18 protein-coding genes, 1 tRNA gene, 1 other RNA gene and 3 pseudogenes are annotated in these 23,420 nt (G+C 52.6%); 7 read left to right on the top strand and 16 right to left on the bottom strand.

Features of this window, described 5'->3' with window-relative positions; all coding sequences use genetic code 11:
• Positions 1-8: 8 nt before the first annotated feature.
• From dppB to ACQ29O_RS01025, 4 genes are all read right to left on the bottom strand, one after another.
• On the bottom strand, positions 9-1,028 hold the full coding sequence (gene dppB, locus ACQ29O_RS01040) for a dipeptide ABC transporter permease DppB (protein WP_253336153.1): 1,020 nt from the start codon (positions 1,026-1,028) through the stop codon (positions 9-11).
• Between the two features lie 156 nt (positions 1,029-1,184).
• The gene (gene dppA, locus ACQ29O_RS01035; RefSeq protein WP_020937256.1) at positions 1,185-2,792 is read right to left on the bottom strand and encodes a dipeptide ABC transporter periplasmic-binding protein DppA; all 1,608 of its coding nucleotides are present in this window, start codon (positions 2,790-2,792) and stop codon (positions 1,185-1,187) included.
• 555 nt (positions 2,793-3,347) lie between these two features.
• Positions 3,348-4,673 (bottom strand): uracil-xanthine permease family protein, encoded by a 1,326-nt coding sequence (locus ACQ29O_RS01030; protein ID WP_001136079.1) that lies wholly within the window; start codon positions 4,671-4,673, stop codon positions 3,348-3,350.
• A gap of 57 nt (positions 4,674-4,730) precedes the next feature.
• Positions 4,731-5,855, bottom strand: coding sequence for an aryl-sulfate sulfotransferase (locus ACQ29O_RS01025; protein WP_000940807.1), 1,125 nt, complete (start codon positions 5,853-5,855; stop codon positions 4,731-4,733).
• Between the two features lie 149 nt (positions 5,856-6,004).
• Here ACQ29O_RS01025 and ACQ29O_RS01020 point away from each other — a divergent pair, with 149 nt between their 5' ends.
• Entirely contained in the window at positions 6,005-7,012 is a 1,008-nt protein-coding gene (locus ACQ29O_RS01020; protein ID WP_000290704.1) for a LacI family DNA-binding transcriptional regulator, read from the top strand.
• On the opposite strand, the gene ACQ29O_RS01015 is transcribed toward ACQ29O_RS01020, so the two are convergent.
• The 10 genes and pseudogenes from ACQ29O_RS01015 to ACQ29O_RS00970 all read right to left on the bottom strand — a co-directional run bounded on the left by ACQ29O_RS01015 (position 7,003) and on the right by ACQ29O_RS00970 (position 15,941).
• Positions 7,003-7,121, bottom strand: a non-coding RNA gene (locus tag ACQ29O_RS01015) — RtT sRNA. The two genes, ACQ29O_RS01020 and ACQ29O_RS01015, sit on opposite strands and share 10 nt — an antisense overlap.
• A gap of 36 nt (positions 7,122-7,157) precedes the next feature.
• A tRNA-Pro gene (locus ACQ29O_RS01010) sits at positions 7,158-7,234 on the bottom strand.
• A 90-nt stretch (positions 7,235-7,324) separates the two neighbouring features.
• The gene (gene eptB / locus ACQ29O_RS01005) at positions 7,325-9,016 is read right to left on the bottom strand and encodes a kdo(2)-lipid A phosphoethanolamine 7''-transferase (RefSeq protein ID WP_001269258.1); all 1,692 of its coding nucleotides are present in this window, start codon (positions 9,014-9,016) and stop codon (positions 7,325-7,327) included.
• A 217-nt stretch (positions 9,017-9,233) separates the two neighbouring features.
• Positions 9,234-9,760, bottom strand: a pseudogene (gene lpfE, locus ACQ29O_RS01000) (long polar fimbrial protein LpfE).
• A gap of 5 nt (positions 9,761-9,765) precedes the next feature.
• Positions 9,766-10,845: a long polar fimbrial protein LpfD gene (gene lpfD, locus ACQ29O_RS00995; protein WP_000914252.1), complete on the bottom strand. Its 1,080-nt coding sequence runs from the start codon at positions 10,843-10,845 to the stop codon at positions 9,766-9,768.
• A gap of 17 nt (positions 10,846-10,862) precedes the next feature.
• Positions 10,863-13,390, bottom strand: a pseudogene (gene lpfC, locus ACQ29O_RS00990) (outer membrane usher protein LpfC).
• 22 nt (positions 13,391-13,412) lie between these two features.
• Positions 13,413-14,111 (bottom strand): long polar fimbrial chaperone LpfB, encoded by a 699-nt coding sequence (gene lpfB / locus ACQ29O_RS00985; protein ID WP_001082122.1) that lies wholly within the window; start codon positions 14,109-14,111, stop codon positions 13,413-13,415.
• Between the two features lie 84 nt (positions 14,112-14,195).
• Positions 14,196-14,720 carry a long polar fimbria major subunit LpfA gene (lpfA, locus tag ACQ29O_RS00980; RefSeq protein ID WP_001747186.1) on the bottom strand — a complete coding sequence of 175 codons (525 nt, stop codon included), beginning with the start codon at positions 14,718-14,720 and terminating at the stop codon, positions 14,196-14,198.
• Between the two features lie 358 nt (positions 14,721-15,078).
• Positions 15,079-15,204: pseudogene (locus ACQ29O_RS00975) on the bottom strand (oxalate/formate antiport family MFS transporter); the annotation flags it as partial.
• A gap of 32 nt (positions 15,205-15,236) precedes the next feature.
• Positions 15,237-15,941 (bottom strand): autotransporter outer membrane beta-barrel domain-containing protein, encoded by a 705-nt coding sequence (locus tag ACQ29O_RS00970; RefSeq protein ID WP_000637061.1) that lies wholly within the window; start codon positions 15,939-15,941, stop codon positions 15,237-15,239.
• A gap of 156 nt (positions 15,942-16,097) precedes the next feature.
• Here ACQ29O_RS00970 and tag point away from each other — a divergent pair, with 156 nt between their 5' ends.
• Both tag and ACQ29O_RS00960 read left to right on the top strand, forming a co-directional pair.
• Positions 16,098-16,679: a DNA-3-methyladenine glycosylase I gene (gene tag, locus ACQ29O_RS00965; protein ID WP_001188418.1), complete on the top strand. Its 582-nt coding sequence runs from the start codon at positions 16,098-16,100 to the stop codon at positions 16,677-16,679.
• Positions 16,657-17,097, top strand: a complete 441-nt coding sequence (locus tag ACQ29O_RS00960; protein WP_000619902.1) for an N-acetyltransferase — start codon at positions 16,657-16,659, stop codon at positions 17,095-17,097. The genes tag and ACQ29O_RS00960 overlap by 23 nt, the downstream gene beginning before the upstream one ends.
• Here the strand turns inward: ACQ29O_RS00960 and ACQ29O_RS00955 are convergent.
• Entirely contained in the window at positions 17,066-19,399 is a 2,334-nt protein-coding gene (locus ACQ29O_RS00955; protein ID WP_020937254.1) for a molybdopterin guanine dinucleotide-containing S/N-oxide reductase, read from the bottom strand. The genes ACQ29O_RS00960 and ACQ29O_RS00955 overlap by 32 nt on opposite strands.
• Before the next feature lie 152 nt (positions 19,400-19,551).
• Between ACQ29O_RS00955 and ACQ29O_RS00950 the strand changes: the two genes are divergently transcribed.
• Both ACQ29O_RS00950 and ghrB read left to right on the top strand, forming a co-directional pair.
• Entirely contained in the window at positions 19,552-20,214 is a 663-nt protein-coding gene (locus tag ACQ29O_RS00950) for an OmpA family lipoprotein (RefSeq protein ID WP_000747548.1), read from the top strand.
• Positions 20,215-20,432: 218 nt separating this feature from the next.
• Positions 20,433-21,395 carry a glyoxylate/hydroxypyruvate reductase GhrB gene (ghrB, locus tag ACQ29O_RS00945; RefSeq protein WP_000804673.1) on the top strand — a complete coding sequence of 321 codons (963 nt, stop codon included), beginning with the start codon at positions 20,433-20,435 and terminating at the stop codon, positions 21,393-21,395.
• A 49-nt stretch (positions 21,396-21,444) separates the two neighbouring features.
• Here the strand turns inward: ghrB and ACQ29O_RS00940 are convergent, their stop codons facing one another.
• Positions 21,445-22,155 carry a DUF3053 domain-containing protein gene (locus ACQ29O_RS00940; RefSeq protein WP_000190524.1) on the bottom strand — a complete coding sequence of 237 codons (711 nt, stop codon included), beginning with the start codon at positions 22,153-22,155 and terminating at the stop codon, positions 21,445-21,447.
• Positions 22,156-22,593: 438 nt separating this feature from the next.
• Here ACQ29O_RS00940 and ACQ29O_RS00935 point away from each other — a divergent pair, with 438 nt between their 5' ends.
• Together ACQ29O_RS00935 and cspE are read left to right on the top strand one after the other, a co-directional pair.
• A complete protein-coding gene (locus ACQ29O_RS00935; RefSeq protein WP_000455790.1) occupies positions 22,594-22,884 on the top strand; it encodes an HTH-type transcriptional regulator in 291 nt (96 codons plus the stop codon).
• A 287-nt stretch (positions 22,885-23,171) separates the two neighbouring features.
• Complete coding sequence (cspE, locus tag ACQ29O_RS00930; protein ID WP_000014594.1) at positions 23,172-23,384, top strand: transcription antiterminator/RNA stability regulator CspE; 213 nt, start codon at positions 23,172-23,174, stop codon at positions 23,382-23,384.
• The last annotated feature ends 36 nt before the right edge of the window (positions 23,385-23,420 follow it).

Genomic DNA, 23,420 nt, shown 5'->3' with positions numbered 1-23,420 from the left:
ATGGCCCCTTACTTCTTATGCCGAATACGCGGGTTCACCACGCCGTACAGCAGGTCTACCAGCAGGTTGACGAGAATAATCATCGTCGCTACCAGTAACACGCCGCCCTGCACTACCGGATAATCGCGGCGTTGCAGCGCATCGATCAGCCAGCGCCCCAGACCGGGCCACGAGAAGATAGTTTCTGTCAGAATCGCGCCCGCCAACAGCGTCCCGACCTGCAGGCCGATCACGGTGACGACTGGCAGCATAGCGTTACGCAGAGCATGGACGATAATGACGCGCATCCTGGTCAACCCTTTGGCGCGTGCGGTACGGATGTAATCCTCCCCCAGCACTTCCAGCATCGACGAACGGGTCATACGCACAATGACGGCCAGCGGGATTGTGCCGAGCACCATCGCAGGCAGGATCATATGCGCCAGCGCATCAATAAAGTTACCCTCTTCGCCCCAGATAGCGGTGTCGATCAGTATAAAGCCCGTCAACGGATTGGTATCATCAAGGAACACCATATCGCTCACGCGCCCGGAAACCGGCGTCAGGTTCCAGTGGACGGAAACCAGCATGATCAGCATCATGCCCCACCAGAAGATAGGCATAGAGTAACCGGTCAGCGCCAGGCCAACGGCAGTGTGATCGAAGATAGAACCGCGCTTCACTGCGGCCAGCACGCCCACCGGAATCCCCACGGCGACGGCAAAAATCATGGCGCAGACGCCAAGCTCCAGCGTCGCTTTAAAGCGAGGCACGAACTCGTCCCACACGGGGATTCGGCTTTTCAGCGAGATGCCTAAATCGCCATGCATCACCCCCCAGATATAATGGAGGTACTGCTGCCACATCGGTTTATCAAGACCGAGTTCAGCCAGCAGTTGAGCATGACGCTCAGGGGAAATACCTCGCTCACCCGCCATGATCATCACCGGATCGCCGGGGATCATGTGGACAAAGGCAAAGGTGAGAAGGGTAATACCGATAAACGTCGGGATAACGAGTCCCAAACGTCGGAGAATGAACTGCAACATAACCCGAATTCTCTCTCATGACGCACGGCCTGGAACCGTGAGTCTGTATTGCTCACAAATCTTATCCCACGCAAACTGCATCGCGGATAAAGCATTACGCCGGATGGCGCTGCGCTTATCCGGCCTACACAACACCGGGGCGCAGCGCTCTTTTAATTATTCGACAGAGACGTTTTCGAAGTGATGTTTGCCTAATGGATCAACCACATAGCCTTTAACTTCTTTACGCACTGGCTCATAAACCGTGGAGTGAGCGATGATCAGCGCTGGCGCCTGGTCATGCATCACAACCTGGGCCTGTTTATAGAGCTCAATACGCTTGTTGTGGTCATCGGTCGCACGCGCAGGCTGAATCAGGTCTTCAAACGGCTTGTAGCACCATTTTGAATAGTTGGAGCCTTGCTGGGCGGCATCGCAGCTGAACAGAGTGGCGAAGAAGTTATCCGGATCGCCATTATCGCCGGTCCAGCCCATCATCACCGTCTGGTGCTCGCCATCTTTAGCGCGCTTGAGGTATTCGCCCCATTCATAGGTGACAATTTTGGCCTGAACGCCAATCTTCGCCCAGTCCGCCTGGATCATTTCCGCCATACGACGCGCATTCGGGTTATAGGGACGCTGTACCGGCATCGCCCATAGATCGATGGTGAAGCCTTTTTCCAGACCGGCTTCTTTCAGCAGCACCTTCGCTTTTTCCGGATCGTAGCCGTAGTCTTTAATATCGTCGTTGTAGCCCCACATCGTCGGCGGGATCAGGTTTTTCGCCGCAACGCCCGCGCCCTGATAAACGGCTTTGATGATGGCCTCTTTATTCACGGCATAGGTCAACGCCTGGCGAACTTTGACATCATCCAGCGGTTTTTTCTGCACGTTATAGGAGAGATAACCCACGTTCAGACCGGCCTGCTCCATCAGGTTGATGTTTTTATCTTCTTTCATGCGCGCAATATCCGCCGGGTTCGGATACGGCATCACCTGACATTCGTTCTTCTGCAGTTTGGCGTAACGCACAGAGGCGTCAGGCGTGATGGAGAAGACCAGACGGTCAATCTGCGGCTTCGTGCCCCAGTAGCCGTCAAAGGCTTTGTAGAGAATGCGGGAGTCTTTCTGATATTGCACCAGTTGGAACGGGCCAGTGCCGACCGGGTTCAGATCCACTTTTTCCGGCGTACCGGCTTTCAGCATGTTGTCAGCATATTCTTTGGAAAGAATAGAGGCGAAGTCCATGGCTAAATCGGCAAGGAGCGGCGCTTCCGGACGCGTCAGCACAAACTGCACCGTGTGATCGTCGACCTTCTTCACTTCGCTAATCAGATCCGGCAGCCCCATGCCTTCAAAGTATTCATAGCTGCCGCCAGACACTTTATGGTACGGGTTCTGCTCGTTTTTCTGCCGGTCAAAAGAGAACACGACATCATCGGCGTTCAGCTCGCGCGTGGGTTTGAAATCCTTGCTGGATTGCCATTTCACCCCTTTACGTAGGTGGAACGTATAGGTTTTACCGTCTTCGCTGATATCCCACTTCTCAGCAAGACCCGGGATCACTTCCGTGGTGCTGGTTTTGAATTCAACCAGACGGTTATAGATAGGTACGGAGCTGGCATCATAGGTGGTGCCAGACGTAAAGAGCTGTGGGTTAAAGCCTTCCGGCGAGCCTTCTGAACAATAAACCAGGGTTTTGGCCTGCACGCTTGCTGCAACGGTCATGGCCACCAGGCTCAAACCAAGCTTCAGCATCCCTGACTTCTTCAAGGAAATACTCATTCTTCTGCTCCAATTGTGATGTATGTTGTTTTGCCCTTTGCAAAGGCTTTTACCGCCCGGCCTTTTTTGTTTTTTACCTGGTCAGGTCAGTAGTGAGAGGTGAGGATTCCGTTCGCATAATCGACTGAGTTGCAGTGCGGATTCTCCATAAAATGCCCCTCATTCCCTACAATCTGTCAATAGAATGTCAAAACGTCAATACAGGTAACCAGCTTTTACAACAACGGTGAGAATTAACAAACAAAGATTAAAAAAAGTTCAGAAGGGTATTTTCAGCAGGGAAATTTGTGCTATGGCCAGAAAGGCAGAGTTATTCACTTAATATTTTGCAACAGTTAGTGATTAACAATTAGACATTAATTGAAAAATTTCTTTCGATATGTTGATTATCTGAGCGATTAATACCACTAACGCTAAAACGCACAGGCGAAAATGCTGAGGTTATCCATAAGCCGTGTGCAAAAAAGAGTTATACGGAAATTGAAAAACACCATCGAATATGTCACAAAATTGTAAATAAGTAGGCCGTCGTGCGGCCTACCGCGATCACAAAAACTAACTTTTGACCCTGGCCTGCGTGCGCTTTTCGCTCCAGTTAAACAACGAGTTCACCAGAATCGCCGTCAACGTCCCCGCTGCCATGCCGTTGCCAAAGACCATCTGTACGCCCGCCGGGAAATTCTGATACAGGCCGGGTACCAGTATAGGTAGCATTCCCATGGCCAGCCCCATCGCCAGCGCGTAGGTTTTACCCGGCGTATGCAGTGGCTCACGCGCAATCATATCAATACCGATAACCCCGATAATGCTGAAGACAATCACCGCCGTACCGCACACCACCGAACCTGGCAGACAGGTCGCCAGACGTACCAACGGTGCGAATATGGCAATCAGGATTAACAATCCTCCGGCAGCCGCAGTCACGAAACGTGATTTCACATTAGTGGTGCGTACCACCCCAATATTTTCGCCGGAGGTGATAATTAAGGAGGTGCCAAAAATCCCCCCCAGCAGCGACATTACCGCATCACCACGAATGGTGCGTGGAATCGCCTGCTGCACATTTTGCGTGGAATTGACTATTTCCGCGGTCGCAATCGTTTGCCCGGTTGCTTCAGCCATAGAGATGACCGCGTAAATCAGTAACGGCAGCGAGGCGGAGAGATCAAAAATCGGCCAGCCGAACGGCAAAAGCTGTGGGAAACTAAACAGCGGCCCGTGACTAACACCGCTAAAATCGGTGCTGCCCAGCGCCATTCCCAGCAGCGTTCCCGCTAAAAGGCCGAACATCACCGCCAGCTGGCGTAAAATACCGCTAAACGCCAGCGCGAAAATCAGCGTTATCAGGATAGTCCCCAGCGATAAAATGATACTGGTTGGATGAGCGAAGTCGGCGCTCCCTGGCTGGCCAATGATCAACCCGCCGTACAGGCGAATAAGGTTAATCGACACCATTAGCAGCATGATGCCAATGATAAAGGGGGGAAAATGGTGCAGGCAGCGGCGGAAAATCGGCAACGCGATAAAGTAGAACAGCGAGGTCAGAATTACGGCGCCAATCGCGGTCTGGATATTGGTCTGTAAAGCGATCGCAACGAAAATCGCAATCGGCGCGCCCCCCGGTACCATAATAAACGGCAAACGCGCGCCCACCCCTTTCACACCCAGGCTTTGCAAAATAGCGCCCAGACCGCACATCAGAAAGGTCGCGCTAAGTACCGAGGCGGTCACCGTATCGGTAAAGTGGAGCGCTTTGGCGATCAGAAAGACGGAGGTAATGGGGGTGGCGGCAACGACCAGCACATGCTGAAGCGCCAAAAGTAAGGTGGTTTGCCAGGGTAATGCATCGTTATCCGGCGTAGTAAGGCCAGGCTGCGGCATGATTAACTCCCATAAAACATCAAAAAAATAACCGCCAGCGCGGGCTGGCGGTCTGCATTATTTCAACCAACTAATAGCATCAGCGGCATAGCGATGCGCACGGAAGGCGCTGTTCTGTTTTCCAGGAATAATGCCTTTACTGAGGTGCTCCGGATATTCATTAAAGAACGGAATGATATATTCCCATACCGTTTCGCCTTCCGGGGTGACTTCAAACAGGCGGCCAAACGCCGATTCACAGATAAAGGTGTTGCCGTTCGCTAGCCGCTGCGCGCTCCCCATATACGGCGAGAAAAACGCCGGCGGGAAGATATCGCGATACTGCCAGGTAATCGCTTTGGTCTGCGGATCGAACTCCAGCACCGTGGAATGCGGCGAGGTGACGCCGGGACGCAGGTTGCCGTTATCGAAAACCAGAATCGACCCGTTCTCCATCTCAACCGGCGTGTGCTGCTGCGCTACGACTTCCGGCCCTGCATGCCAGATAACCTTCCCGCTCTCTTTATCCACGGCAATGACGCCGGAAGTGGTACGCAGGCTCATCAGTACCAGGCCATCACGGGTGACGGACAGGCCGTTAATCATCGGCCAGTGGCGGCGGTCGAAAATATCATGAATCGGGAAATCTTCCGGATTCAAATGCTCCCAGGCACGCCATTCCCAGACCACTTCACCGTCGCGATTGACCTCTTTGACGACGTCGCTCTGAATGATGCCGTCCGACGCATCGCGGCGCGGGTCGCCGCCGGTAACACGGGCGGCGATATCGGCAGGTAACGGCGACGCGGCGGTATACAGCAGGTTACCGTTTTCCAGCCACTGAGCATCATGGTGATGGAAGATGTCTTCATAGTGCCAGACGATTTCGTTATCCGGCGTCACTTCGTAGAAGTCGCCGCCGTGCCAGAGATCCCACGCCGGATAGAGGTTCGCTGAAGTGCGGTGGCTGCCGTTATAACCCAGATTACCGTTCGGCAGCAGCACCGCATCACGCCCGGCGCGAACCGGAAGCTGCCACTGATGCGCGACTTCGCCCTGATCGTCCACCAGGTAAACCCGCCCTTCGGCGGTTTGCGGCGCAAAAAGCGTATAGCCGCCAAAGCTCTTCGCCTTATCAGCGTAGATAAGGCCCGCCGGACGGCGTCCAAGGGTAAAAGTCGAGTCCTGAGTTAAGTGTGCCACATCGCCTCCTGAGGAATAAATTTGCGCCAAAATACCCCATTAAAACGTTTTAATGAAGAGTTTTTTACGATCCTCACTGAAAAAAAGCAAACGTTACCGTCTGGTAAATATGCTACCCTGTGCGCAAATTTTCGCAGGTCAGGAAGCAGATGGCTGTTCAAAATAAAAAACGCGCAAAGTTGATTGATGTTGCCCGCCATGCAGGCGTATCGCCAGGGACGGTATCCAATGCATTGCACAACACCCGCTTTGTCGAGCCGCAGACGCGACGGCGTATTGAAGAGGCCATTGTTGCGCTCAACTACACGCCGAATATTCGCGCCCGCCAGTTGCGAACCGGCAAAACCAATACCATTGCCTTGCTCTCTTCGGTGCCGCTGGCGATTGCCTCCGGCGCGTCACGACTGGGATTTATGATGGAGGTGGCGTTAACGTCCGCGATGATGGCGCTGGAAAAACAGCATGCGCTGATTCTGGTGCCGCCGGGGGCAAATCCACTGGATGCCGTCAGCTTTGACGCGGCGATCCTGATTGAGCCGGCGGAGAACGACCCGCAGCTCCAGGCGCTGGCGCAAGCGGGCATTCCCTGCGTCACCATTGGCCGCACGCCGGGGACCGACACGCCTGTGCCGTGGGTGGAGCTGCACTCGGCGGCAACAGCACAGCTTCTGCTAACGCATCTGGAGGCCTCCGGCGCCAGCAAATGTGCGTTATTTGTCGGTAACACACGGCGAACATCAGTTCTGGAGAGCGAAGCGGCTTACCAGCGCTGGTGCGCGGGACGCCAGGCCCCCGTCGTCTACTCTCTCAATGAAAGCGAGGGTGAAAATGCCGGCTACCAGGCCGCGCAGCAGCTATTACAGGCACATCCCGACGTTGACGGCGTGCTGGTGCTGATCGACACCTTTGCCAGCGGCGCGGTACGCGCTTTTCAGGAACAAGACATCGCCATACCTGAACAAATGCGGGTGGTCACCCGCTATGATGGTATCCGCGCGCGCGAATCGCTGCCGCCGCTGACGGCAGTGAATATGCATCTTGATGAGGTGGCGCGACAGGCAATCACGCTCCTGTTTGCCGTTCTGTCGGGTGAGAAGGTCAGCTACAGCGACGGGATCATGCCTGAACTGGTGGTGCGAGCGTCAACCTGCCGGTGACAGAGGATGACTTGCCACTGCGGGCCGTTGCTGACGCAACGTTCTCTCGCTTCGCTCGAGTCGAACCTCTTGCCCCCGGAGGTTCTCATCCTCGTCAGACTTCAGATACAAAAAAACCCTGCTCATTGAGCAGGGTTTCTGAATTTGGTCGGTGATAGAGGATTCGAACCTCCGACCCCTTCGTCCCGAACGAAGTGCGCTACCAGGCTGCGCCAATCACCGAATGCGGGCGCATCTTACTGCTCAGGCGCACGCCCGTCAATCCCTTAGTCGCAAAATACAATTCAATCGGCGAGAAAGTCGGCAGACAACCTACTTCGCGGCGACTTTCTGCGCATCGGGAATATGGCACCAGTTGTTGTTCTGGTTAATGCCGCCATTCGGCGATGTATACCCCAGGCAGCCCATTATCGTATCGTACAGTTCCACATGACGACGCGGCACTTTGATCTCCGCCTGCTGTTTCAGGTGAGCGAACATCTGCGCATGTTGCGGACTGGCAAGATATTTATCCGACATCCATACCAGCATCGGAACACGGAATTGTTCCGGCGGCGCCATATTGCGCGGCGTACCGTGCAAATGTTCACGTTCGTTAATCGACTCGCCGTGGTCAGCGGCGTAGAACACAATCGCTTTTTTATCACGTAGCTGATCGAACACACTGGTAATAAAGTGATCAACATAGGTCACGGAGTTATCGTAAGAGTTGATCATCTGCGCTTTCGTGCAGCCGCTATCGACCCCAATACATTCGGGCTTCCACTGAGCGTAGCTGCGCGGATAACGTTGCGTATAGTTAAAATGCGATCCCTTAGTATGCAGGATAATCAGATGTTTACCCTCCGGGTTCTGGGCAAGCGAGTTCTGCATCTCATCAATCAACAGCATGTCATCAACCGTTTTACCACGGTTACGCGGCTCGGCGCCAATCTGCTCGCGGTAGGAGATATTATCCGCCATGGTATTGCTATAAAACCACATCTCGCTCTGCATGGCGTACAGATCGGAACTGAATCCGAGCTGTTTGAGTACGGCAAAAACATTCTGCTCTTTTAACGTACGCTGCGGGTTATTATCCGCCCCACCTTCCCGTACAAACATACAGCGTAAAGAAAGCTTCGTCGCGGTATCGCAGGAATAGCCGCGGAATGCCGCCAGATTTTTTTCCTGCGCCAGCTTCGGCGTGGTATTACGCTCGTAGCCGAAAATCCCCATGTGATCCCAACGGGTCGTCTCACCGATAATGAAAACGACGTAGGTGTCATCCCCATCTTTCGGCGCAACATAGGTAAATTTCCTGGCCGGGTTTATTAACGAATTATTGTCCGACGATTCATCTACCTGCGCCCAGGCATACAGCCCTAACGCAGATAACCAGTTTGAAGGCAGATAGGAGTTCGCCACCACGCCGCCATAGCTGGGTAAGTCGATGCCTGTCGCCCGTTCAACCTTTTTTTGCTGTATATCCAGCAGGCGGATAGGCGCCCACACCATTACGCCTGCGAGTACCACTACAGCGGCGCTGCGAAAACGCTGCCCCGGCGTACGTAGCTGGCGCAACAACGTGTAGCGACAGTGGTTACTCCAGATAAAGATGAGCGGAAGCACGCTCACGGCAATCAGCCACAATACAAAGTGCAGCCCCACCACCTCTTTCGAGAGATCGATATCGGTGGTCATAACAGACGCAATAATGCCGTAGCCAATCACCACGTTCAGGAAGGTCATGTAATAACTGGCGCCAGCGGAAAACAGCACCACCAGCGTGGCCAGCACACGCCAGACGCGTCGGCCAAACAGTGAAAGAAGACGAAGTAAGAAGAAAGTGACCAGCACCGTGGCGCCCAGTTCGACAACTGCGGAGAGGCCTTTCCAAATGGTAAATTCTTGCGCATAACTGCCGAAACGGCGGTAAAACACGGCGCAATTCATAAACAGACCGATATAGAGCGCAAGCAAGAAACTAAGTTTCTGTTGCGTCATCGATTTAATGTATCTCATGCAAACAAACCCTGGGAATCGGGATAAAAACGACCTGTACAACGATTCTGTAATCAAACAGGTAAATATGCGGCTAACGCAGATGTAAGAAAGTCTACAAGCACGGTTAAGTAGACCACAAGCAGAGGGGAAAGTGGCAACGGAGAGTGTGATCGGAGAAGATTTTTACAAAAAATCACTAAAAATGGAAAAGGGCCAGCGAACTGGCCCTCAGTGATTATTCGTATGTGACGCTAAAATTCACCGTCGCATTCGCTGTGCCAACGGTGGCATCCGGCTTAACAGGCACATAGCTGGCGATATAGTTCAGCTTGTTCGTACCATCAAACCAGACAGTGTGTTCGACAGGCGTAGAGTCGGTACTGGAGGGGTATTGTTCTCCCCACCAGATGTTTTAATTTTTAACGCCACGCCCGTCGCGCCGCCGCTATCCAGGGCAAAAAGCGAGGGGTCAGTCGGGTCCGGAGAACCGTCCATCGTAACGCTGGCCTTTGTGGCATACGCGCAATCTTTTAAGCCGATGCTAAAGTTTTTCTGGTTCAGCTCTTTACCCACTTTTACCGGGCGCTGAAGCACCACGGCCTCCATATTGACGTCGATACTGTCGTTTTCCAGTTCACAGGTAGCCGCCTTAATAGTAATGGTAAAGTGGATATCACCAGCAGAACCGATATTAGACGGTGCCGCCATCGCGGAAGCGGTAAGCAGTAAACACGCTGGCATCAAAGCATGAAGGTTTTTCATCCTGCTTACTCCACATCAATACGCATGGTGGCAATTCCCTCGAAATCCCCGGCGGCCGGCAATTTGCCGGTGGTACTGATGGGGTAAGCCGAAATGGTCGTTGAGGCGGTACGGTGCGTGTCATCAACAAGACCCGATACGCTCAGCTCCTGATTAACACTGGCGTCATTTGGCACCAAAATTTTACCGTTAGCGCCCTCAATGACGGCACCGATATCCGGGTTGCCCATGTCGATGGCATTCGAATCATTAGCGTTTGGCACTCCCTCAATACGCAGGAAGATCTTTATGCCATCCGATATATTGGTGCATTTAAACTGCAGCTCTTTGGTGAATTTCGTGGCGTTCTTTGCAACTTGTCCTTTGCGATCTTTAAAATCAGTGGCCTTAAATTCCCCAAACGGAATTTCCAGCGTGCTGCCGCTGGAGAGTTCACAGCCCTGAGGTACCGTAATTGAACCACTGATATATACAGACGACGCAGGTATACTGCCATATACACTGGGTTTCTTTGTCACAAAAAGGTCCATTATTTTGGTGCTAGGTATAATACTTTCACCCACAAACGGATGGAGAATATAGAGCGATAAGTGACCTTTGCCACCGGATGTCCATATTGCATCTTTACTACTTGCATTTTGCGAACACTGAGAGCGGTTGTTTGTCAGGTTACCTACATTCTCAAACGGTGTGTTAACGTATTCTCCTCGTCCCCCCGAAATCAGTACATCGCTCGCAATGGCAATATTATTATTGATCTGGTAATAGGAGCGACTCTCTATATTCGTAACAAAGGCCAGAGGAACCACAGCCTTAAATAAGGTGTCATTTATAAGAGAGGTATCATCAGGGCATTCACAGGACATCGCATAGGCTCCACCTAAATTCCAGCTATCGAAATCTACGAAGGTCGCACCCGTTGTGTTCTTTGACGTATCTGAAACTGTTTTATTTATGGTGGCACTGAAGATATGTGTTCCACCTTCAGGAGTACATGGTCCAAAATCTGCCGCTGCCAGCGCCTGCCCCGAAAACAGCACCGACCCGCCCAACAGGCCCGTAAACATTATCAACTTTTTCAACATAATCGTTTCCTTCCCTGTTACCGGCAGACGGCATTCGCCATCACCACGCCGGTATTATCCTGTTGTTCCGGCAGCGTAAACGCCACGCGGCATTGCTGTGCCTGGTCTTTACCCCAGTTCACCTGAAGGGCACCTTTCTCCGGCATCCCGCTGATATAAAGCTGACCGTCTTCACCCACAATGCTGCTGGACTCTTTTGTGGTATCCAGCAGCGTGGCGGTAGCACCAAACGGCACCGCTTTGCCATTGGCCTGCGTCAGATTCATCAGCACGCGATAGCCCACTCGGGTATCGAAGCGGGCACGAACAATCGCGCCGCGTGTCGGCACTACGTTGACGGAGGCGGTATCTAGGTCAACCTGGTTGTTCAGGCTGTCGCTTCGCAGTGAGACTTCCGTTTCACGGTACGGAGTAAGGTAAGGCACGACCGCATTACCCATCCAGTCCACTTCCACACCACCGTTGTTGATCACGTGCGCGCCGCGCGCGCCCGGCGCGGAGATAATGGCCATGGATTCACCCAGCGGTTGAGAAAGAGTGATACCTTCGCTATGGGCTATCACACCGCCGCGCAAACCGTAGTTCGCCTGCTGGCCGTCACGGTTGTAGTTGTAACCCAGGCTGGCGCTACCCACGCCGCCCTGGTAATCCAGGTTCACGCTGCCGCTGTTACCCACGCCGTTGCTGCCGTAGCCTTCCTGTACGCTATAGTTCAGATTGCGGTCTTCCAGCGCGGTGCCGCTCACCCCTAACTGCTGGTTGGTTCGGCCATGCTGATCGGTCGTGAGGTGGTAGTTACTCCACACGCGTCCCAGAGGAATCGACATGGAGAATGACAGTAAACGATCGCTCTCATCCCACTCCGGGCTTTTCGTCCAGGTGTAAGCAACGCTGTAGTTCACGCGGCCAATACGGCCGTTATAACCGGCATTCAGCGAACGCTGTTTACCTTCATCGTTCCAGTAATCCTGCTGCGTGACGTTAAAATAGACCGAGCCCCAGGCGCCCAGTTGCTGCGTCACGTTGCCCTGAATCTGACTACGTTTGTGGTACTGGCTATAAGAGCTGTCCGCATCGCTGCGCACATCCGTCGCTTCCTGGAAGGTGTAATAGCCGCTGGTCGAATACTTGTAACCCAGCAGACGGAAATCGGTACCGCTGTTAAAGCTCTTGGAATAGAGGAAACGATAAGACTGACCTTCCGAATTCTCCTCATTTGCCAGCTTGCTTTTTGCCTGGGTTACATCGATGGAGATCGCGCCGATATAGCCGAAGTTTTTACCTAATCCTCCCGCCAGCAAGTAATAGTTGTCAGAGAAGATCGCACCACCGTAAACGGTAAAGCCATACGGCAGGCCGTACATGGCATCAAGCTGCCCGAATTTTGGCTCGGCGCTGTTATAGTTCCCGGCACGGTATTCCCCGGCGGAAAGGCTGTATTTGAGATGGCCTTCACGCTGGAGGAGCGCCACCGAGGAGAACGGCTGAACGAACTTCTGCTCACTGCCGTCCGATTCTTTAATGGTGACCGTCAGGTCGCCGCTGTTTGAGGTTGGATACAGGTCGTTAATTTCAAACGCACCCGGCTGAACAAACGTACGGTAAATAACGTAGTTGTTCTGCTCAACGGTAACTTCGGCGTTACTTTTGGCAATACCCCGGATGACGGGCGCAAACCCGCGCTGGCTGTCAGGCAGCATCTCTTCGTCGGAAGTTAACTGCACACCGCGCATCTGAGCGCTGTCAAAAATATCACCGGCGGTGGAGGTATCCCCCAACGTCAGCTGTGATTTCAACGGCACAATGGCACGGCTTAGAGATGTGCCAATGTTATCCCATGTGTTGTTACCGTCGTTTCGCGTCCAGGTGCTATAGTTACGTAACCGCCATGCCCCCAGGTTCATACCGCTGCGCAGATTCAGATAGTAGCTGTCGCTGTTGTAGCTGGTTTCACTGTCGTGTGCGTCATAGCTGGCGTTGCTGCCGGAAAAGTTATAATCCACCAGCAGGGCATTCACCCCTTCGTCCCACTGCGATTCTGGCACCGTACCGCGCGCTGTCTGCTTCATCGCAGCCTGCGGGAAGCTCATGATCAGGGTCTGGTCTGCAAAGTCGAAATGGCTGGCGGCCTGGGGAATAATGTCGTCAAAAGCAACACAGGCTTCAGGCGGGGCCATTTTCAGAGCCGGGAAGCTATCAATACGCACGCCCATATCTTCAAGCTGCACGCGGCTTAAGCACGGCACCAGGGATTCACCCATTTTTGCGCGCTGCGCCTCTGTCGCTGCCTTAAACTCCAGGGTGCGAGACTCCATTTTTTTTCGTTGACCACCACCGAGACGCGGTATTTACCTGGCAGGTGTTCAGCTTTATTGGATTCATACATTGAAAGGTCAACGTGCTGATCAATACCCGGCACATCCTCCAGAAAGCGCGGGTTAAATGTTCCCGCATACGCGGGGAGCGTACCCGCTATCATCAGCGCAAGCGCAGACTGCGTGAAACGCGAGGTCTTATTGCCCAGAGGAAGATGCGTCCATGTCATAGTAATAATCCTTTAAAACGTGTTAGTTAACGCGCTGTGTCAACATGTCGCCAGCCGTGCCAAAGTCATTAATAATGTTGTATTTAACTTCGCTTACCTTGCCGGTGCCGGCTGGCAGCTCAATATTCAATGAGCCTTTTGCCGGAACCATTCCCGTTTTTTCAATATCACGGCCGTTGGCATAAAATTTATTAAACGTCAGGTTAAAGGCAGATGGGTTTTCCACTTTGATCTGGTTAGCCCCTGCGCTGGTGAACTGCAGTTTGTTCCAGCCGTCCATGCTATTGCCTTTCAGGCCCGCCGGGCGATAGAACAGTTTTAAGCGGGTACATACGGCGATCTGCAGTACGTTTTTAGCTTCCGCGTCTTCACTTTTGGCAGGAATAGCTTTTACGTTAATCCAATAAACGGACTCGCGATCCTGCGGTAACGTGTTCGTCGTATTAACAATACGTAAAACGTTATTTTTAGTCGGGCTTAATTTAAATAACGGTGGAGTGATGATAAAGGGCGTCTTTTTATTACCGTTAGCATCATCAATCCATGACTGAATGAGAAATTCATCCGTGGTGCTTTTATTATTTACCGTAAGAGAAGCTTCCTTTCTACTACCGTCATAAATAACACGCGTGCTGCTTAATGCCACGCCTCCGGCAAAACTGTTTTGAGCAATCAACGCCAGCACCAGTGCTGTGCAAGATATCAAACGTGAGCGGTTCATGATTCTCTTCCTGAGCCTCCGCTGGAAAAAATGGCAACGGGATTTCCGTTGCCATTATGATTGTCTGTATTAACGAAAATTCGATTATTCGTAGGACAGGTTGAAGTCCACTTCTGCGTTACCGTAACCAGTGGTTACAGTATCTTTTGTTGCAACGTAGTTAGCGGTGTAGTACAGCACGGTCTGACCAGCAGCCAACGTAGTGGTGGATTTACTGGTGTTCATTTCAACAAGCTTGTTAGCGTTGTCGTAGATACCGATGCCCACGCCAGTTGCCGCACCTGCTTCAGTGTTAACAGAAACCAGTGTCGCATCGTCTGTATCACCAACGCCATTGAAGCTTACGTTAACTTTGGTATTAGAGGTGATGTCACAGTCTTCCAGTTTGATCTGGAAAGGCTTAGAAGAAGACTTGTCGCCAATGGCTTTGAAGATATTTTTCTTAACCTGACCCAGCACAACTTCCTGGTTCTGAGAGTCAGTAGAAACGACGCATGGCGCGTCAACGATTTCACCGGTGAATTTAATGGTGCCGTCACCAGATTCAGCAGCGCAAGCAGAAGTGAAAACTACAGCGAGAGCAGACAGAGCAAAAACAACCTTTTTCATTAAAAACTCCATTTATGACGGTAGATAACAGAACGCATCCTTAGGATTATCTGCATTCTGTGAGGAAATGGAGTGTATAGAGGTGGGTATTGGATACTATAATTAGTATATATAAAAACAATTGTTAGTTAATCTTAAAAAGAATAGAAATCAATATGTTACAAATGCAACGTACATAAATGTAATTTTTTATTAAGAATAAATTAATATAATTAATATATTATTTCTTCCTATTCATAAATAAGTTAAATGTCTTCCTTATTTATTAGACGTTTTTTTAACTACAATTGATTAGGTATTTGTGCTAAATAAAAAAAGGGCACCAAATGGGTGCGCTGTACGCCTGGTGTTGCATGTGTTACGCAGACGCTTCGCTAACCCCCTCCCACTGCGGATGGCGAATAGTGGTGGAAAGTGCCAGCGAGATAATTAACAGCGCAAAGATAACGCAGAAGGTTAGCACCCTACTTCCGCCACAAGAGCTGTTATCACTGCGTTTCGATTATAATTTTTAAGTTAAAACCTGGCGCTCACCCCCAGGGTATACAAATAATCGCTATCCGTAGCGCTATTTTCCGCCTGGGAAAACGCCGCATACGCCGCCAGGTGCGGGTTAAGTAACACGTCCGCGCCTACGGTGACATCCAGCCAGTTTCCCGCCTGATTTCCTGCGGTCATACGACTCAACCCGGACTGCGCTTTCCAGATATTCTCCCCAAACTGTTGGTTATAGCTGATTTGCGCCCAGGGACGGACATCGCCGAACTGCGAGCTTACCCGCCAGCCTAACGTACTGACGCTGGCGTGCCATAACGGATCGGTAAACGCTAATGTCGTCGCGCTATCGCCATATTCGTTATACATTGATGACGTCGAACCGTCGTAATGCAGCGCCGCGACCGGCCCAGTGGTCACGCGTCGGGAAAGCGGAAAATTCCAGCCCATACTGATACCGCTGGTCGCATCAAGCGGGGTTTCATCCGCCAGGCTAAGCACCGGCCCCACTGTATTTTGCGTAGACTGAATACGTTCGGCCAGTATGTCGTTGTAATTCGGTTGGTGATCGCTGTCCCAGGTATAGCGTTCCGTCGTATGCCCCGGAGCCGCTTCAGCGATATATTCTTGTTGCCAGGCATACGTGGTATTGATAAAAAACGAGCAGGCCATAAGGCCCGCCAGACAACACAACGTCCGGCGACCACGGCGTTTTCTTACAATCATCAACGCGACTCCAGAGTAGAGCCGAATTCGGCGATATTATTGTCATTGAATGAAGGATGTCGGGCATCAGCCCTGTATTAACTATTGTCCTTTTAGCGGGCCCGTCAAGGCGGGTTGAAGGAAATTTTCGCGGTAACCACAATAACGAGGAAGTCTATGCAGCGTTGCGACTGGGTCAGCCAGGACCCCCTTTATATTGCCTATCATGATAACGAGTGGGGCGTACCGGAAACTGACAGCAGAAAGCTGTTTGAAATGATCTGTCTTGAAGGTCAACAGGCCGGTTTATCCTGGATCACCGTGCTTAAAAAGAGAGAGAACTATCGCGCCTGTTTTCATCAGTTTGACCCGGTACGCATCGCAGCTATGCAGGAGGAGGATGTTGAACGCCTGCTGCAGAACACGGGCATCATACGACATCGCGGTAAAATTCAGGCCATTATCAGTAACGCCCGCGCCTGGCTTGCGATGGAGCAAAACGGCGAGTCTTTCGCCGATTTTGTCTGGTCATTCGTTGATGGCCAGCCGCAGATCACCCAGGCGGCCAGCCTGGATAAGATCCCCACCTCAACACCTGCGTCCGATGCGCTTGCTAAGGCATTGAAAAAACGCGGTTTCAAGTTTGTCGGTACGACTATCTGTTACTCCTTTATGCAGGCGTGCGGACTGGTCAACGACCATATTACCGGCTGTTTTTGCCATCCGGGAGAAAAACATGATTCGCAAATCCCAGAGTGAAGACATGGCGTCTATTCTGGCGCTGTGGATGAAAAGTACCATTTATGCCCATCCCTTTATCGAAGAACGTTACTGGCACGAGAGCGAAGCAATTGTACGCGACGTCTATTTACCCGCCGCACAAACCTGGGTATGGGAGGAAAATGGACAACTGAAAGGCTTCGTCAGCGTACTGGAAGCCCGTTTTGTCGGGGCGCTGTTTGTCGCCCCCGACGCGTTAAGACACGGCATTGGCAAAGCGCTTCTGGAATATGTCCAGCAACGTTTTCCTCTGCTGAGCCTTGAGGTTTACCAGAAAAATCAATCCGCCGTAAACTTCTACCATGCGCTTGGTTTTCGTATTGAAGATAGCGCCTGGCAGGAGGATACCGCCCACCCCACCTGGATTATGAGTTGGCAGGCGGATCAAACGCCGTAAGCGGTAGCGCCGGGCCGGTATATTTCTCAAACCAGACCAGCGCGGTGTTGCCCGCACAACCGTTCCCCAGCCGGGAACTGGGAAGATCTTTTGTCAGGACGTTTACCGCGCCGTTTTTGCATATGCCGCCTGCGGTAGGTTCAGGGTCCGGCCATGCGCCTTCGTGAATACAGATAACGCCAGGCCGAATTCCGTCGGTAACGACCGCGCCCGCCAGAACCTGCCCGCGATGATTCCAGACGCGTACCGTATCGCCATCGACGATTCCGCGCGTTGTCGCATCCTGCGGATGAATCGTCACCGGTTCGCGTCCGGCCACCGCATACCGCTCCCGTAACGAACTGTAGTTAAGCTGGCTATGCAGACGGTGCGCCGGATGCGCGGAAAGTAGCTGAACCTGCCCCGCATCGGCGTTCCCGTGCCACTCATCCGGCGCCAGCCACATCGGATGACCGGGACAATCCGCATAACCATAGCTGGCAATGCGCGCAGAATAGATTTCGATTTTGCCGCTGGCCGTTTTTAGCGGATGGTTATCAGGATCGCGGCGAAAATCCGCGAAGCGCACAAACTGCGCGTTGGCGGGATTTTCCGGCATCTCCAGTAAACGGTTAGCCTGCCAGAATGCGGCAAACGGCGGCAGCGTCACCCCCTGGCTGGCGCCACGCTGGGCGGCAATATTGTAGAAAGTCTCCAGCCACGCCAGCTCGCTTTTTCCTTCGGTGAACCGAGCGTAACCGCCGGCTTCCCACCGTTCGCTCAGTTCAGTAAAAACGTCAAAATCATTCCGCGCCTCCCACCGGGGCGACACGACCTGCTTCATCGGCGCCAAATGCTGATTGCTATAGTCGCCGGTCATGGTTAAATCGTTACGCTCATAGCTGGTGGTCGCAGGCAGAACAATATCCGCGTGTTTCGCGGCGGCCGTCCAGAAACATTCCGAGATAACGACCAGTTCCGGTTTTTGCCACGCGCGAATCAGACGGTTGGTATCCTGATGATGGGTAAAGTTCGCGCCGCCCGCCCACCAGATAAAACGAATATCCGGGAGGCGGCGATCCATCCCATTGTGTTGGTAAAACCCACCGGGGTTTTCCAGCGCCTCGACAATACGCGCCACCGGTATTTTATCTACCGCATCGACCCCGCCAGGGATGCTTCCCTGCATCGAGGCTAACACGGCGGCGCGGCGCGTCGGGTTTCCGCCGTTAGCAAAATGATAAGAAAAACCAAACCCGCCGCCAGGCGTACCAATCTGCCCCAGCATTGCGGCCAGCGTAACGATCATCCAGTGCTTTTGCTCGCCGAACTGCTGACGCTGCATTCCCCAACCGGCCATCAACATGGTGGTGTTATGATGAAATATTTCCGCCAGTTCGCGGATTTTCACCGCAGAAACGCCGCAAATTTCCGCCGCCCATTCCGCTGTTTTGGCCGTACCGTCGGTCGTGCCCAAAAGATAGTCGGCGAAGCGGTCATAACCCGTTGTGCAGCGGGCAAGGAACGCTTCATCCTGCCAACCGTTTTCCACCAGCGTATGGGCGATCCCCAACATTAACGCCACATCGGTGCCCATATGCGGGGCGATCCACTCCATCTTATCGCCAAAAAAGTCGACGCTTTCCGATCGCATCGGATCGATGCAGATCAGGCGCTTGCCGCTTTGTCGCAACGCCGCAAAATAGTCGAGCCCCTGTTCATCCGAGGCATTCCAGGCAATTTTCAGAGTATTCAGCGGGTTCGCGCTCCAGAGCACCACCACCTCGCTGTGTTCCAGCACCACCGGCCAGCTAGTCTGCTGCTGGTAAACCTCGTTGCCACCCACCACATAAGGCATGATAGCCTGCGCCGCGCCGGTGGAATAATCGCCAAGATGGCCGGTATACCCTCCCGACAGCGCCATGTAACGCTGCAATAGTGTAGCCGCTTTATGCAATACGCCGTTCGAACGCCAACCGTAGGAGCCGGCGAAGATGGACGATGGCCCATAACTTTCGCGAATACGTTTGTGCTGAGCGTGGATCAGGTCCAGCGCGTCATCCCAACTTACGCGAACAAACTCATCCTGCCCGCGTATGCCTTGCGGCTTATCGGGAGAAGCCAGGAACCCTTTACGCACCATCGGGAAGCGAACCCGCGTTTTACTGTGCACCTGGTCATGCACAACGGTTTGCAGGGAGTTCTGGTGTGCCGTCGGGAGTTCGCCATACGAGGCAAAAATGCGTTCTCCGTCGGTTTCAACGCGGACTGGCCCCCAGTGTGCGGCGGTCAATACCGAATGACGCGATGGTGCGTGGGTCAAGGTTCGCTCCTGAATTATTGGGATTATTTATTTTGCCGATCAATGTTACTTACAAATTTCAGAGTTTTCCCTGGAATTTTCTTCATGTGCAGACGTCATAATCAACCGCCACGGTCGCTGTGGTAAAAATAAAAAAGTGATAAGGATTTAAGATGAAAAAACGTGTATTTGTGATTGCTGCCATCGTGAGCGGCGCCCTGGCAGTATCTGGCTGCACAACAAACCCTTACACCGGCGAACGCGAAGCAGGTAAATCCGGCATTGGCGCGGGTATTGGATCGCTGGTCGGCGCAGGCATCGGCGCGCTCTCCTCCTCCAAAAAAGATCGCGGTAAAGGCGCGCTGATTGGCGCGGCGGCTGGCGCGGCGCTGGGCGGCGGCGTGGGTTACTACATGGACGTACAGGAAGCGAAACTGCGTGACAAAATGCGGGGCACAGGCGTTAGCGTGACGCGAAGCGGCGATAATATCATTCTGAATATGCCGAATAATGTCACCTTCGACAGCAGCAGCGCGACGCTGAAACCGGCAGGCGCTAACACGCTGACCGGCGTGGCGATGGTGCTGAAAGAGTATCCCAAGACCGCCGTCAATGTGGTGGGCTACACCGACAGCACCGGTAGCCACGATCTGAATATGCGTCTGTCGCAGCAGCGTGCTGACTCCGTCGCCAGTTCGCTGATCACCCAGGGCGTTGACGCCAGCCGTATCCGTACCAGCGGAATGGGTCCGGCGAACCCGATCGCCAGCAACAGTACGGCAGAAGGTAAAGCGCAAAACCGCCGCGTCGAAATTACCTTGAGTCCATTGCAGTAAACTACCGTACCGGGTAAGGCGGCATGCTTTACCCGGCCTGCATTATTCCCTCGCCAGACCGGATACACCTCGCATTATTCGGTATTCATTCACCATTTACCACGATACGGCTGCCGACAACGGGAAAATCGGCTGGTCGATTATTGCTAAGCGGGTTAATAATAAGCCTGTTCCGGTTGGCGCATGCCGCGCTTACCTTTTGATTTACGGAGAGTCGCATGAAGCCGTCCATCATTCTCTACAAAACCCTGCCTGATGATTTGCTGCATCGCCTGGAGGCGCATTTTACCGTCACCCAGGTACCGAAAACGGTAGCGCGACACGCGCAGGCATTTGCCAGCGCGCAAGGCCTTCTGGGCGCCAGCGAAACCGTTAACCGCGCGCTGCTGGAAAAAATGCCGGCGCTACGCGCGGCGTCAACCATCTCGGTGGGATACGATAATGTCGAGGTGGACGCCCTTACTGCCCGCAAAATAGTCCTGATGCACACGCCTGCCGTTTTGACGGAAACCGTTGCCGATACGGTGATGGCATTGATGCTGGCCACTGCCCGCCGCGTGGTGGACGTCGCAGAACGGGTTAAGGCGGGTGAATGGACAGAAAGCATTGGCCCGGCATGGTTTGGCGTCGATGTGCATCACAAAACACTCGGTATCGTTGGGATGGGGCGTATCGGGATGGCGCTGGCGCAGCGAGCGCACTTTGGGTTTACCATGCCGGTTCTCTATCACGCCCGTCGGCGGCATCAGGAGGCGGAGGACCGGTTTAACGCCCGCTACTGCGATCTGGATACGTTGTTGCAGGAGGCTGATTTTGTCTGCGTGATCCTGCCGCTAACGGCAGAAACGCGACATCTGTTTGGCGCAACACAGTTTGCCAGAATGAAATCGTCCGCCATTTTTATTAATGCCGGACGCGGCCCGGTGGCCGATGAAAACGCGCTGATTGCCGCGCTGCAAAACGGTGAAATATATGCGGCAGGTCTGGATGTCTTTGAACAGGAACCGCTATCTGTGGATTCGCCCCTGCTGAACATGTCTAATGTCGTCGCGGTGCCGCATATTGGCTCGGCAACGCATGAGACGCGCTACAACATGATGGCCTGTGCGGTGGATAATTTGATTGATGCGCTGCAGGGAAAAATAGAGAAGAACTGCGTCAACCCGCAGGCGGCGGGATAGCGCTACAGGCCCGATAAGCGCTGGTTTGCGCTTATCGGGCAGACTGTCATTACTGGGTTGCGTTTACCGCCGCCGTCCAGGCCTGATTAAACGCCTGATGCTGCGAGGCCAACGGCCCAATCAGCGCATTATATTGGCTGGCCTGCTGTGAGGTCGGGAACTGAATGCCGTTCGCGACGAAGCTCACCTGCTCGCCCTGTTGCGCAATATAATCGCCCACTTGTACCAACTGCTGCGTAAAGATCTGCGCCGCCGGGATCAGCGGCTGCAAAGCATCTGCCGGCACGGTGACTACTTTTTTGTAGACCTGATCAAACACAGGTTTCAGGTCATCGGCCTGCTTTAACGCGCCATGCGCGGCATCAGCCTGCAGTTTTGCATTCTGCAACTGTTGCGCCAGCACGCCTAACGAACCATTTGCCTGCCGCAGCGGCTCGCGTTGCGTCATATAATCCTGCGGAACGCGGATGGCGTTAACGCTATCGACCACCGGGCGCAGACCGGAATCCATCGCCTGGTTTACCTGCTGCGAGTAGCCATACAGTATCGCGTAATCAGACACGAACGGACCAAACTGTTTTTTCTGATCGGCCGTCAGCGTTGGTAAACGCTCTCCGCTACGCATTGCTGTATTCTGCAGGAAATCGACAAACGCTTTGCGCTGATCGCCTTCTTTATCAAAACACCCGCTCAGGCTAAACACCATTAATAACGCCACAACAGGCGCAAACCAGCGAGAGCAGGACTTACCTGTCGCCATTGTTAATACTCCTTTCACCCAAAAATGCGCACAACGACACCTGCGTGCCTGACGGCTTACAAGGATAGTCCAGGTCAGGCTTGCAGGATACCCTTTCCACGCGATCTTGTAGCGGAAAATTATGTTTATCTGCATCAATGCTTAATTTGTTATTTTATTGTTAATTTTTGACCTGACACTGCGATAAAAAACGCGGCAAGAAAGCTTTCCAGCGGGGGATGTAATATTTTTTTAATCTTTACAATTATTTTCTGAAAGACGGATATACCTTCCTGGATCAAATTGTTAGCGTCCTAAAAGTCGCGTAGCGTAAGGCATCGAAACGAATCGATAGCGCTTCCTGGCGGCGCGTCGCCCCCCACCCGCAAGTTTCCCGACTATTCTTAAGAGGCTTCGATGCATTTCACGATCCCGCTGTGTGATTTACAGGAGTTCTCAATGGAATATAAAGATCCGATGTTTGAGCTGCTGAGCAGCCTGGAACAAATTGTTTTTAAAGATGAAACGCGAAAGATCACCCTGACGCAAAAACCCAATCCTTTTACCGAATTTGAACAGTTACGGAGAGGAACGGGACTAAAAACAGATGAATTCGCCAGAGCGCTGGGCGTAACGGTTGCCATGGTTCAGGAATGGGAGTCGAAACGCGAAAAACCCACGCCAGCAGAGCTTAAATTGATGCGCCTGATACAGGCGAACCCACGCTTAAGTAAGCAATTGATGGAGTAATTTTTACCCCTTTCTGTTTTAACGGTCCTGCGCAAGGACCGTTTTCCCCGCCCGATTACTGGCCTGGAGAAATAAAGTAAAATAAAAGTTGCATCGCCCGGCATTACATGAGTTAATGTGCTCAACGGTTTGACGTACAGACCATTAAAGCAGTTTAGTAAGGCAAGTCCCTTCAAGAGTTATCCATTAGATACCCCTCGTAGTGCGCATTTCCTTAACGCTTAAAAAATCTGTAAAGCACGCCATAACGCCGAAAGGCACACTTATTTTTTAAAAGGTAATACACTATGTCCGGTAAAATGACTGGTATCGTAAAATGGTTCAACGCTGATAAAGGCTTCGGCTTTATTACTCCTGATGACGGTTCTAAAGACGTGTTCGTACACTTCTCCGCTATTCAGAACGATGGTTACAAATCTCTGGACGAAGGTCAGAAAGTTTCCTTCACCATCGAAAGCGGCGCTAAAGGCCCGGCAGCTGGCAACGTAACCAGCCTGTAAGCTTAAAAAGCTCAGAATTTTGAATCCCTGCCTGAT

The organism is Salmonella sp. GDC200615 (genome assembly GCF_050574145.1).
GTDB classification, from domain to species: domain Bacteria; phylum Pseudomonadota; class Gammaproteobacteria; order Enterobacterales; family Enterobacteriaceae; genus Salmonella; species Salmonella enterica.
Note: the sequence above shows the minus strand (reverse complement) of the source record. Positions and strands in the feature narration are given on the sequence as shown.

Coding starts and splice junctions, on each gene's coding strand:
- ACQ29O_RS00950 (WP_000747548.1), top strand. CDS start 19,552: ATGAAAAAACGTGTATTTGTGATTGCTGCCATCGTGAGCGGCGCCCTG.
- ACQ29O_RS00935 (WP_000455790.1), top strand. CDS start 22,594: ATGGAATATAAAGATCCGATGTTTGAGCTGCTGAGCAGCCTGGAACAA.
- dppB (WP_253336153.1), bottom strand. CDS start 1,028: ATGTTGCAGTTCATTCTCCGACGTTTGGGACTCGTTATCCCGACGTTT.
- dppA (WP_020937256.1), bottom strand. CDS start 2,792: ATGAGTATTTCCTTGAAGAAGTCAGGGATGCTGAAGCTTGGTTTGAGC.
- ghrB (WP_000804673.1), top strand. CDS start 20,433: ATGAAGCCGTCCATCATTCTCTACAAAACCCTGCCTGATGATTTGCTG.
- lpfA (WP_001747186.1), bottom strand. CDS start 14,720: ATGAAAAAGGTTGTTTTTGCTCTGTCTGCTCTCGCTGTAGTTTTCACT.
- ACQ29O_RS01020 (WP_000290704.1), top strand. CDS start 6,005: ATGGCTGTTCAAAATAAAAAACGCGCAAAGTTGATTGATGTTGCCCGC.
- tag (WP_001188418.1), top strand. CDS start 16,098: ATGCAGCGTTGCGACTGGGTCAGCCAGGACCCCCTTTATATTGCCTAT.
- eptB (WP_001269258.1), bottom strand. CDS start 9,016: ATGAGATACATTAAATCGATGACGCAACAGAAACTTAGTTTCTTGCTT.
- ACQ29O_RS01030 (WP_001136079.1), bottom strand. CDS start 4,673: ATGCCGCAGCCTGGCCTTACTACGCCGGATAACGATGCATTACCCTGG.
- lpfB (WP_001082122.1), bottom strand. CDS start 14,111: ATGAACCGCTCACGTTTGATATCTTGCACAGCACTGGTGCTGGCGTTG.
- cspE (WP_000014594.1), top strand. CDS start 23,172: ATGTCCGGTAAAATGACTGGTATCGTAAAATGGTTCAACGCTGATAAA.
- ACQ29O_RS00970 (WP_000637061.1), bottom strand. CDS start 15,941: ATGATTGTAAGAAAACGCCGTGGTCGCCGGACGTTGTGTTGTCTGGCG.
- ACQ29O_RS00940 (WP_000190524.1), bottom strand. CDS start 22,155: ATGGCGACAGGTAAGTCCTGCTCTCGCTGGTTTGCGCCTGTTGTGGCG.
- lpfD (WP_000914252.1), bottom strand. CDS start 10,845: ATGTTGAAAAAGTTGATAATGTTTACGGGCCTGTTGGGCGGGTCGGTG.
- ACQ29O_RS00960 (WP_000619902.1), top strand. CDS start 16,657: ATGATTCGCAAATCCCAGAGTGAAGACATGGCGTCTATTCTGGCGCTG.